This window comes from Bacteroides oleiciplenus YIT 12058, assembly GCF_000315485.1.
Lineage (GTDB): Bacteria > Bacteroidota > Bacteroidia > Bacteroidales > Bacteroidaceae > Bacteroides > Bacteroides oleiciplenus.
Map to the genome: position 1 here is coordinate 189426 of NZ_JH992946.1, position 12008 is coordinate 201433.

8 protein-coding genes are annotated in these 12008 nt (G+C 38.5%); all 8 read right to left on the minus strand.

Annotated elements, in window-relative coordinates:
• Window positions 1–5: 5 nt before the first annotated feature.
• The 8 genes from HMPREF9447_RS25250 to HMPREF9447_RS25290 all read right to left on the minus strand — a co-directional run bounded on the left by HMPREF9447_RS25250 (window position 6) and on the right by HMPREF9447_RS25290 (window position 11894).
• Window positions 6–2192, minus strand: coding sequence for a peptidase domain-containing ABC transporter (locus HMPREF9447_RS25250; RefSeq protein WP_009132499.1), 2187 nt, complete (start codon window positions 2190–2192; stop codon window positions 6–8).
• Between the two features lie 9 nt (window positions 2193–2201).
• Entirely contained in the window at window positions 2202–3800 is a 1599-nt protein-coding gene (locus HMPREF9447_RS25255) for a cysteine peptidase family C39 domain-containing protein (protein ID WP_009132500.1), read from the minus strand.
• 1 nt (window position 3801) lies between these two features.
• The gene (locus HMPREF9447_RS25260; RefSeq protein ID WP_009132501.1) at window positions 3802–5283 is read right to left on the minus strand and encodes a TlpA family protein disulfide reductase; all 1482 of its coding nucleotides are present in this window, start codon (window positions 5281–5283) and stop codon (window positions 3802–3804) included.
• Between the two features lie 411 nt (window positions 5284–5694).
• Window positions 5695–6084, minus strand: coding sequence for a DUF3244 domain-containing protein (locus tag HMPREF9447_RS25270; RefSeq protein ID WP_009132503.1), 390 nt, complete (start codon window positions 6082–6084; stop codon window positions 5695–5697).
• 134 nt (window positions 6085–6218) lie between these two features.
• The gene (locus HMPREF9447_RS25275) at window positions 6219–7559 is read right to left on the minus strand and encodes a tetratricopeptide repeat protein (RefSeq protein ID WP_244267670.1); all 1341 of its coding nucleotides are present in this window, start codon (window positions 7557–7559) and stop codon (window positions 6219–6221) included.
• A 549-nt stretch (window positions 7560–8108) separates the two neighbouring features.
• Window positions 8109–9644 (minus strand): vitamin K epoxide reductase family protein, encoded by a 1536-nt coding sequence (locus HMPREF9447_RS25280; RefSeq protein ID WP_009132505.1) that lies wholly within the window; start codon window positions 9642–9644, stop codon window positions 8109–8111.
• A gap of 40 nt (window positions 9645–9684) precedes the next feature.
• Window positions 9685–10077 carry a DUF3244 domain-containing protein gene (locus HMPREF9447_RS25285; RefSeq protein ID WP_009132506.1) on the minus strand — a complete coding sequence of 131 codons (393 nt, stop codon included), beginning with the start codon at window positions 10075–10077 and terminating at the stop codon, window positions 9685–9687.
• Window positions 10078–10199: 122 nt separating this feature from the next.
• On the minus strand, window positions 10200–11894 hold the full coding sequence (locus HMPREF9447_RS25290; protein ID WP_009132507.1) for a tetratricopeptide repeat protein: 1695 nt from the start codon (window positions 11892–11894) through the stop codon (window positions 10200–10202).
• Window positions 11895–12008: the final 114 nt, after the last annotated feature.

Genomic DNA, 12008 nt, shown 5'->3' on the forward strand with positions numbered 1-12008 from the left:
ACTTCTCAAAGCTCCAATTGATTTTTCACCAATTGATAATATCTTCCTTCCAGGGCAATCAGCGTTTCATGCGTTCCGGTTTCTGCTATTTTTCCCTGTTCTATTACGATGATTTGCTCTGCATTTCTCACGGTACTTAGACGGTGGGCTACAACGACGGATGTCCTTCCTTTGAAGAAGGTTTGCAGGTTGTTCATGATGGTGCGTTCGTTGTTGGCATCCAGTGCGTTGGTTGCTTCGTCGAAGAAGATGAATTCCGGATCTTTATACACGGCGCGGGCAATGAGTATGCGCTGCTTCTGTCCCTGACTTAATCCGTGCCCTTCTTGTCCTATTTTGGTGTTGTATCCTAAAGGTAGTTCTTTTATGAAATCGTGTATGTTTGCCACTTCGGCGGCATGGTGTAATTTCTTCTTGTCAATGCGTTCCACACCGGGAGCGATATTTCCGGCTATGCTGTCGGAGAATATAAAACCATCCTGCATTACTACACCGCACCGCTTGCGCCATTCGCGAATACTATAACTTCCCAGTGGAGTATCCCCGATGAAGATATCACCGCTTGCGGGCGGGTAGAATCCTAACAGTAGTTTAACGAGTGTTGTCTTTCCGCTTCCGCTCATACCCACGATGGCTGTTTGCTTGCCCGGTGGAATCACCAGACTTACATTGTCCAACGTAGGGTATTCACTTAGCGGATCATATTTGAAGTTAAGGTTTTGGAGTCTTATTTCTTTTCCTTCCGGTATTTCCCGCAGTAATTCGCGTGTGGGGTCTTCTTCATCCGGCTTGTCGCGCACTTCGCTGAGGCGGTTCATGCTGAGGCGTGCATCCTGCATATCGCGGGCAAAAGCGATGAGCTCGTTTACCGGGCTGTTCAACTGTCCGATGATGTATTGCACGGAGAGCATCATACCCAGTGTCATTTCTCCTTTCACCACCAGACTTGCCACAAGTGCGGTTATCAGTAGGTTCTTACTTTGGTTTATCAGCACCGCTCCCGAATCCTGATACTGTCGCAAGGCAAGGCTTTTGATGTTTACTTTGAATAGCTTCGCTTGTATTCGCTCCCATTCCCAGCGTTTCTGTTGTTCGCAGGCACTGAGTTTAATTTCCTGCATGCCATTCACTAATTGCACTACCGTACTTTGATTAGCACTTTGCTGGGCGAAACGCTTGTGATCCAGTTCGGCACGCTTCTTCATGAATAGCCAGACGTATGCAACGTACAGGACGCTTCCTCCCATGAAGATAAGGAATATCATGCCACTGTACACCAGCAGTACAATACCGAAGATGATAATATTGAATACGGAAAAAATAACGCTGAGGCTACTTCCCGTCAGGAAATCCTGTATGCGCTTGTGGTCGTTGATACGTTGCAGAATGTCTCCTGTCATTTTGTTGTCGAAGTAGCTGATGGGCATCTTCATCAGTTTGATAAGGAAGTCTGATATGAGGGCGATGTTGATGCGTGTGCCCAGATGTAGCAATATCCAGCCCCGTATGAAATCTACGGCACTGCTGCTGAAAGACAGCATCAACTGGGCAATCAGCACCAGATAGATAAAACCGAGATTCTGGTTGTTGATGCCGAAGTCTACTACCGATTGTGTAAGGAAGGGTAGCATGAGTTGTATCATGCTGCCCAGTAGCAGACCTAAAAGTAGTTGCCCCACCAACCCCCGGTACGGGCGGAGATAGGAGTAGAGGAAGCTAAAGCCTTTGCGATTCACTTCGTCTCCCTCGTCCTCTATCGTGTAGAATTCCGGTGTGGGTTCCAGCAATAATGCTACTCCTGTGTCTTCTTCATTCTTTCGGGAACTCAGCCAGCAATTACAAAATTCTTCTTTGGTGTATTTTAGCTTTCCTGCACCGGGGTCGGCCACCCAAACATGCTTGTCGTTAAGCTTATATACTACGACAAAGTGTTGCTGGTTCCAATGTATGATGCAGGGCAAAGGGGCTTCCTGTAGCTTTTCATAACCTACTTGTACGCAAATGCTGCGAAATCCTATCTTTTCTGCTGCTTCGCTGATGCCAAGCATGGATACCCCTTCACGGGTGATGAATGATTTTTCCCTCAACCCTTCCAACGAATAACGTTTGCCATAGAAAGCGGCTACCGTGCGGAGGCAGGTAGGACCGCAGTCCATGGTGTCATGTTGGGTGTAGTGGGGGAAGTGCTTCATCGTTAAATCTCAATATAGGTAGTCAATATCTTTAATATTGAAGTAGTTGGGTAGTTTGTTCCCATTAATAAAAATAGTTGGAGTAGTATAGATATTATGATCTAAGCACCATTTCTCTTGTGTGTTAATTAATTTTTCAATGTCAAATTCTCCTTGTAATATTTTTGTCTTTTTTAGCATTTTATTCTTACTTACTGGGTATTTAGCAGCATAATCTTCTAATTGTATTGAAAACTTGTCGGGAGCATTGTTATACTCTTGTATTAATAGCTTTGTGATAGTTTGAGACTCTGGATGCTTTTCTCGGTCCAATAAGAATACTAATTCTAATTGAATATCCCTTTTCCTATGCAGAATAGGAAGTAGTATTTGTAATTCCTTTATGCATGAGGGGCAGATAGGACTGAAAATTAGTGTGAGATGCGTTTTTGCATTGGGGGCTCCAATACTTAACTTTTGAACTTTGTTTAGGCTTGTAATTTGTACTTCTTTTGAAAAAAGATACTGAGAGATGTGGTCATCATAAATAAGTTCATTGAATTTTCTTTGTAAGGAAAGATGTTTTGTACGGGTACTAATGAGTTGCTTTATTATCATATATGTTGAAAGTATGGTTAAGGCTGTTATCATTAATCCAAGTATATTATTTGGCTGAATTACTTTATATATATCTTTAATGTTTAGTGTACATATACTTAATGCAAATAGGTAAATAAAAACTATTTGTACGGATAGACAAAGGGTACACCATTTTTTGGCAATGCATTTTTGATAGTAGAGAGAGTAGCATACATATCCGATGCAAAGAATCGAGAATAGATTGACGACTATTTGGGAAATACTAAATGGAAAAAGTAATGTTACTATCAGAAGAAATGCAAAATACACAAATCCTACATCGCTCCAAGATATAAGACCGAGAAAGTATGCATCTTTAAAATCTAAGATAGATGAACAATCTATTTTGCTTTTATTCCCCTTAGCAGAACATAATTTTTTTATATGGATATTGTTTTTGTCTATTTGTTCTATGAAGAGAAGTGTCGATGCAGATATTCCTCCTAAAATACCTATTAGATATAGATAAAATAGAATGCTTTGTTCTTGTTTTAAGATAAGTATATAGATGAACGACAAAATTATGCAGAGAATTAAAAAAGGGAATCTTATTTGATTAATAAAGGTGTTGAATTTTTCTTTAAATGAAATTTTAATGTCGCCTTGTTTCTCGTCTATTAAAAGAATATTGCCATCCCACATATGATCGAAATCTGTCCTGTCTATAGTTTCGATATTCCCTTCTACATCTACCATCTGAACATTGTCAGGAGTTATATTCGTGATAAAAAGGAATAAATCAACATTCGTAGTAATATGTGCAATGAATGGGCGTGGCAGACTTTGTAATTCTTCATAAGTTGCATGCATAGCAAAACTCTCTTTTCCTATTCGTTGTAGAATATATTGAAGAGAAAGGAAACTAGGTGTATCTGGGTGCTCTTTTAATATTTGGAATAATGTAGCAGAATAGTCACAGTTATATTGTTTTGCAATAATTTTCAATAAACTCCTTGCATTATCTTTTATAATCTTACGATGTGCATTCATATTACAAATATTTATTCAAGGTTGTTTTTATCCGTTTGTCGCTTGGTCTGGGGGCATTCATTTCTACCAACTTTCCGTTTTTATCAATTATGATATAGCGAGGAATTAGTCTTAAATCTATATTCTCCAGCATTTTACTATTTTTAGAATTCAGGATAAAATAGCTAGTTTCTATTGTTGATAGTTTTTCTTCCCGGACTGCTTTTTCCCAACTGTTTTCCGTATCATTGTATGCCAGATATACGAATACGACATCTTTTCCCTCGTATTGTTTCCTTAACTCGCTTGCAGGCTCCATTTCTTTTCGGCAAGGTACGCACCAGCTTGCCCAAAAGTCTATATAGATAACTTTTCCTTTGTGTTTCTCCAATAGTTCCTGAAAATTGACTCTATTGCCTTGGATGTCTTTTAGTAAAAGTTGACTGGCATCTGCTGATAGATTATATTGTTCAACGATCTTACTGTAAAGGATAGAGTCCCCTGTGATTTTTACATATTTGTTGAGATAGATGTTTAAATCTTCCGCAGAGAAGTTCTCTCCTATTTCATTAATACACCGTTGAAGTAAAATTTGCATAGATTTGGGCTGAAAGGCTTTTGTGGATAATTCAGCAAAAGTCTGTCGCCAATCGTAGTGTGACCCCTGCGATTCTATAGTTCTCTTAATGTGATAATTAAAGAACCATAAATAATAATCCAAAAACTCATGGTAAGACGGATAACAAGCATATTTGTCCGAAATCTCTTGTTCCATTTTCCGGTAGTATGTAGAATCTTTATTCAGCATCCGTTGTGCTTCGTATCCTTTCAATCGTAGCAAGTAATTATAGCGGTCATATATTTCGTCCGAAATAAGTTGTTGTTGTTTAAAAAGGTTGACTGTATCTATGTATGCAATTTTGTAATTTTCAAACATAGCATGTAGGGAATCTAACGGACAGTAATCTTTTAAGAAACGATTCATTTTATGCTTACGAATGTAGTCAATATTTTGGGCAATTATTACCCAAGTATCTCCTAAACATGTTTTGGCCTCTAGCCCTAAATGTGTATGTCCTTTACGAAGTTGATGATTCATATTATAGATTCTGTCACGTTTCTTGTGGTGCTTACTATATAAAAGGGGGTAGTCTAAGCTATCCATGGATATAGTGATTGTATCTCCTTGCATTAATGGATAATAGATGTATTCAAAATTTCGATAGCTGAATGCAACTTCTCTGAATGCTTCGGGACAATTAATTGATATGGTGTCAAAGCCTTCTTGAGGTACATGTTTGATTAAAATGTTCATACTATCTATATAAGAAACCTTGGGGATTTCTATATGAAAAGCACCTGCGGGAGTTTTATAGTGCTTAGGATTATAATGATCAAAACATAAAACAATTTCTTTACTTATTTTTTCTTTACTTGTCTCTTGTTGTTGACAAGAGACAAGTAAAGAAAAAATAAGTAAAGAAATTAAATTTGTAAATTTCATACAATTGCATCTTTTGAGTCTTACTCAGATAAATGAATAGAGAAATTTATCTCCTTATTCATGGTTGTTCATGCAGGAACTATTTTCCGCAATAGCTGCTTGTTGCACAACTGTCGCAGCACCAGCTTCCTTGTGTGCCATTAATTGTCATCATGAGTGCCTCACTTTTGTATACTCCACACTCAATTTTCCCAGTACTAGTCTTGAATCCACACGTTCCCCATCCACCTTTAATTGCTCTCATCTGGTTCTTGGTAAGAGCATTGTTTTTCAAATCATTAAAGTTCATAATTCTTAGATTTTAGTAAATTCTACTCTATTAAAGCTTTTCGACTCCGCTTATATTTAGTGCACAAATATCGTATTAATACTATTGTTAAATCCTGTCATAGTTGTTCTGTTAGTACTATTTTAGAGAATGAATTCACCTTCTAAGCAGACTTCATCCGAGACTATTTCTATATAGTATGTTCCAGAATCTTGTAAGTTCAAGTCTACAGAGATCACCGTTGGATTCATATATTCTTGTGAATAAACAGTTTCGCCTGTAGATTCTCTAATAATTTTGATAGTAACTGTTGACATCACTTCTTCAAATGATACGGATATTACTTCATTATATAAGTAAGCATGTGCAACTTGCAGGATAATACTTCTACTTATAGGCTTGTTTGGTTGTAGATTCTTTAGTGGAATTTCTCTTTCTGTATTGTTATATTCCACCATACTTCCATTATCCTGTGCTTGAATGGAGTAAACACTAATAAATGCAGTGATTAATATGATCAAAAGTGTTTTCATAAAATTATTTTTTTGATTATGTTATGTGTGCAAATTAAGAGATTGTTATTTATTAAAACAACTCTGAAGGTGTGTAGTTTTTGTGTAGTTTTGCTTTCTCAGATGTAGTTTCTGTGTAATGTGAAGTCTCTTTTTCAGATAGAAGTGATAGCTTTGATGAAATTATCATTTTTGTCAAGTTGCATTTTCTTTTCAAGAATGCTACCCCGTCTTTTATATATGCTATTGGGGGTTCTGCTCAAAATGACTCCAAGTTCCTGTATGGAAAAGCCTGACAAGTGGATGCAACAAAAGAAAATGTCTTTATCAGTCAGTAATGGAAAGTTCTTTCTCAGGTGTGAAGTGTATTCGGGAATCAAACAATTAATCTCCTTTATTAATGACTTCTGGTCATCGTTTGTTAATTCCGGTTTTTCTGTTGACTTAGCATTAATGTCATTTTGATGATTCAGTATGCTTTGTGCTTTCTTATAAAAAGCAGTTTCCTGTAATTGACCTTTTACTTTTTCTATATCTATTTCCATTGTTCTTATACTATCTTTTTCAGATGATACTTTCTTGTATTTATATTGTCTTATAAATAGATAGCTCCCTACTATAAGTATGCATATACTGATATATAATATCCATCTTTTTACGGGGATATCAGGCCTATATTGGGGTGGGGTAGGAGAATAAAACGTGCTTGTCGACAATATATAGAGATTTTGATTGTGTGCACTATCTTGATAGGCAGAGTAAAGCCTCTCCAGTTCGAGTGATTCTTCTAATTTATTTGATTTTTTTGCAATATCGGCAAGGCGCATATAAGCATTGGCTTTGGTGACGTATTCTTGGGTATGCAAGGCTTTATTGAAATAGAACTGGGCAGAATCATATAGCTGTGCTTTATAGTAGGCGTCTCCTAACAAGAGGTATCCTTTGGTATATAATGTAGTGTCAGTTAAGAGGGTAAAGTTTTCTTTGGCGTATTCTATAGCCTCTTTACCTTTCTGCATTCTACTATACAAAGCACTTAAGGAAGATGCAATATTGGCTTTCAACATATTGTTGGGAAAGTGTTTTGTAAGTTCTGAGGCTTGTAATAGTAATGATTCAGCGTGCTGGTAATATGCTTTTCCTTTTTCTATATTTATACTTCCGCGTTTGGATAAAGCTTCAACCAGGTTGATTGTATCTTTTTGCAAGGTTGCTTGCTGTTGTAGCAATTGATACATAGAATCGGCCTTGTTATAATGGTTTTCTTGAAAGTAAATGTTGCCGATATTGTTATATATCAATGATAATAGCTTTGACTTTTCGTTGCGCTTGGCATAATTGGCAGCATTTATGTATAGGTGTAATGCATGAAAATAGTTATTCTGATCTCTTAGCACACCTCCCCAATGGTAATGAGCTTTAGCCTGCATTGGTATATCCCCAATAGAGTCGTAATATTGCACAGCGATCCGTATCAGTGAATCATTAGTTTGCACGATATAGTTTTTATCCCTTGCTTGTGTCAGCAATAAAGCATAGTAAGCTTGGTCCGCCTGCGTGCCCAGTTGTTGCGGTTCTATACTTTCCAGTATGTGTAAGGCACTGTCCGGATATTCTTCCATTACTGAATCGGCTTGCGCTAATAAGACATAAGAATCGTGTTGTTGGGCACATGATGTGAGCAAGAGAAGCCATATTATTATATAGAGTGCATGTTTCATTTTGACTATAATGAAGTTAGTTGTCTACAAAAGTATCCTTTTTTGGGGAAATATTACTAATATCGTTTTGCCTTTTATATTTAAATGAATTATTGCATTACCTCGTTTATTAATTGCTTGGACGTGGCAAGTCTTTGTGTGTTATCTTTCCGTCGGGATCGATTAGGACATTAAAGAATTATCGCTGTACCTTTGCCAACATTTTGCCACCGCCTTGGCAAACTTTTGCCATCGCAGTGGCAAGACTTTGCCAAGCCTGTGGCAAGCCTTTGCCAATGCGGTGGCAGGAAATTGGCAATTCAGAGAGTAATTATAGGGTGATACCTACGCTAATACATACTTCAGCTCCGTCAACTGATAAACACTTGGCATATAGTGCCCGTTGATGATGACTGCCGGCGTATGGCCGATGTTATTCCGTTGGCAATACTCTTGCTGCTGCCTCCAAAGCAGTTTGGCAAGTTCGGTAATGTCATACCTTTCTATTCCCGGTATCTCCTGGGTTTCATACCATTCTTCCAGCAAGTAAGTGGCCCTGTCCCAACCCTCGGAAAGATAGGCGGACAGGATGGTTTGCGCTACATGTACGCCCAGACGGTCGTTAGTGGCTATGACTAAGGATATGGCTATATCAGCAGGAATTTCACGGATATGGTGGTGTACCTTGGCACATGCTTTACAATTGGGGTTGATAACTATCATCAGGCGTTTTTGGACATTGCTGACAGAATTGTGCAACGCTATATCCGGATGAATCATTCCTCTGACTTTGGGTTTTAGTGACAGTAGTTTCCCAAAAGTACCCGGATTGAGTAAACCGGACAACTGAGCCTTCAACACATGCTTCTCTTTATCAGACGAAACAAGAGCTTTGGCTTGTATCCAACATATCAGACAAATAGTAGCCACCGCAATCAGCGAGAAGAAAATCCGGATTGAAAATCTCCACTCAAAGTTATTCCTTAGCGTATAAAGTGCTGCGGCAGTCATCCAGACCGTGAAAGTGGTGAGGATGCAGAAAAGGCAGACCCTGTGAATAAAGAATACCTGGTATATGATGGAATATACCGTAAATGCAATTGCCACGAAACCAAAAATAGCTGCCAGACAATGGAACTCTTCGGGACAAACGGCTGTGAAGAAGAACATGGTCGTGAAGTACATCCAGGACAATTCTCCAATGCCTATTCCTGCTATTTGCGCACCTTTGGAACTGAGCACCTCATTGCAATTCACTGCTTTGCCTATGTGGCAGAATCGGTGCAAGAAGTGATTGTCTACCACTTCCTTATACAGGGTTGCAGTAGAAATAAGGACGCCGCAGGTCAGTGAGAAAAGATAAAGTGGCAATCCTGCCGGATAGTGCTTGCTCCAGACGGAGGAAAAGACCAGAATCAGGCAGATGATTCCGGCAATCAGGATTTTATGCTGCCTGCATATGTAATCCATGTTCCTGAGCAGGCAGTGGGACTCATGAACCGTATCCGTCGTAGTTTCACCCAGCAGGACAGCTCCCGTCCATTGATACCTGAAGAGGCTTTTGCTCATTGCCATGTGGCTGGCTTCGGGTGTGGTGATGATGAGATGGTCCTTTTCTATCCTTTCGACAAGGCAGAACGTGGAATGGCTTGTTTCCAATTGAGTAATGAACGGGGGGCGCAACTTCTCCAGATAGTTGGGTTGAAGGTGGCAAACTGCGTTCTTTACATGGAGTACGTCTAAGGCATCACTGATACCTTGCATTGTGTTGCCCAACGGATGGTTGAGCAAACGGCATACAGTAGTCCTGCTCACTTTTACGGTCAGCGACCGTAAAAAGTGATGGACTACTTCACTGGTGGCATTATCAACTCCCAGCATAGTCTTGATTTAAAAAGTTAAAGTTTAGGTTGGGTTCTGTTTAAAGTGTGAAGTATCCGCTTAACCGGACTTCTCCTGATATAATTTCCAGGTAATACTGTCCCGGATCTTTTGCGCTTAAGTCTATGGTGACAAGCGTAGGATTGAAATAGGTTTCGGAATGAACAGTTACTCCTGTGGAGACATCCGTAATTGAAACACTGACAGAGGGTATTTCCTTGTTGAAATCCACACTGACCACATCATTACAGATATAGGCATTGGCAGGTTGGATGATGATACTCCGGGTTATCGGCCCTCCTTCTACCGGCCCCGATGGGTCCAAAGGAATCTCTCTTTCGTCATCACCGACCATTGAAACAAACTGGGCTTGCAAAGGAGCATTGCCCAACACTACTGCTAACACAAAAAATACAAATAATAACTTTTTCATAAGATATACTTTTAATTTGTTATGACGGTGGCAAATTTAGAGAGAATTTCTCCAATAAAAGTGTATAAAAAGTGTAGAAAAGTAGTGAAAAGACTTATTATTGGTTGATTTTCTCTTCTTTATTATAGAAGTTTCTCTAAAATATTACGAAGTGTAGTCGATTTTTCAGAACAATCCATTTTTTGTTCCAATATTCTTTTGGTTTTTTTATAGATAGCATCTCTGCTGCATTCCATTATATACCTGAAATGACTGGTCGGTATGTCTGTCAGATATAAGCAGCAGAGATGTATTTCGTCTTGAGACAGGGGATACTTTGTAGCCAGACGCAAGGTTATATTATCCCAGCGCATATCGGTTTCGGCAATTAATTGTCTCCAGTCCTCTTCATCGAAGTGTTCACTCGACTTATCTGTTTTTTTATATGATTGGATGATACGTTTCATCTTTACATATACTTCCGAATGCTCGTAAGATTCATTAAGTAATGCTTGCCGTTCTGTTTTTAAGATATGCAATTCTTCCTTTAATGTCTGCTTTTCTATTTGATTATAATGATGCAATTCTATTTCTTTTTGCAAGAAATCGATTTGCTCATTTTTCTGTAGGAGTAGTTCTTCTAATCTTTTAGTTAACTCTATTTCTTTTTGCTTGAAGCTGATTACTTCTTTTTTGTGTTTTTTCCATAGAATGAGGAATAGTAAAAAGAACGTTGCTATTCCTGTAATCATATAGTAATAGAATTGTCCCAAGTTTGCTTTATACTCTGATTGTTTGCATTGCATTAATAGCTCTTTTTCTGTCGTAATAATTGCATTGCTTTGTTGTTTCTGTTGAACACTATCCAAATAAGAGGAATATTTTCTCTCCATCTCTAATGCTTTTTTTAGATTTCCCTGTTTTTGAGCAATATCGGCCAATCGCATGTAAATACCGGCCTTCGTAGAGTAGTCTTTGCTGTGTAGGGCTTTATCCAGAAAGATTAGTGCAGAATCATATTGCATTGTTTTATAATAAGCATCCCCCAGTACAAGATAAGTTCTAGGGAGTATATTGGGATTTTCTTGGTTGCTAATACTTAATTTCGCAAATTCAACAGCCTTTTCTCCCATATTCATACGTCCGTATAGCAGACTCAATGAATAGGCAGTTTTGGTTATCAGGCTTTTTAAAGTGCTATGACGTGATATTTCGAATGCATAAAGTAGTATTTGTTCTGCTTCACTATAATTGCCTTCTTTTATATTAATCATACCTCGTTGTGATAGCACTTCTACATGGAGATGAACGTCTTTTTGTTGGATGGCAAATCTTTCTGTTATTTGATAGATTGAGTCTGCCTGTTTATTCAGCTGTTGCATGTAATATAAATTGGCTATATTGTTATATATGCGTCCGGCTAAATCGTAGTCTGGAATCCTTTTGGCATAAGGTATAGCTCTGAAAAACTTGTTTAGCGCTTGTGGGTAGTCTTCTTTGTCTCTCCAAATGCACCCCCAATAATAATATGCTTTTGCCTGCATGGCTGTGTTTTTAATAGAATCGTAATACTGTACGGCCAAATGTATCAGAGAGTCGTTTGTTTGTTGTATGAAATTCTTTTCTTGTACCTGCGTCACCAGCAGTGCATAATATGCCCTGTCTTCTAATGATTTTAGCTCTTCCTGATAGATTCCTTGTAAAAGTCGTAAGGCACTGTCGGGAGATTGTTGCATGAGGGAGTCAGCTTGTACAAGTTTATAATTCGGTCCGGGACGTGTACAGGCCATTAATAAGCAAGATGTAAATAATAGCGTAGCTAAGGAATTGACTCTCATTGCCTTATCTTTTGTTGTTGGAGCTTGCAAAAGTACCCCTTTCTCGCGATAAAAGCAATGTAATGCAGGTTTGGAGGATTAATTCCTTTTATTTCGGAGATGCATCTCCGAAAT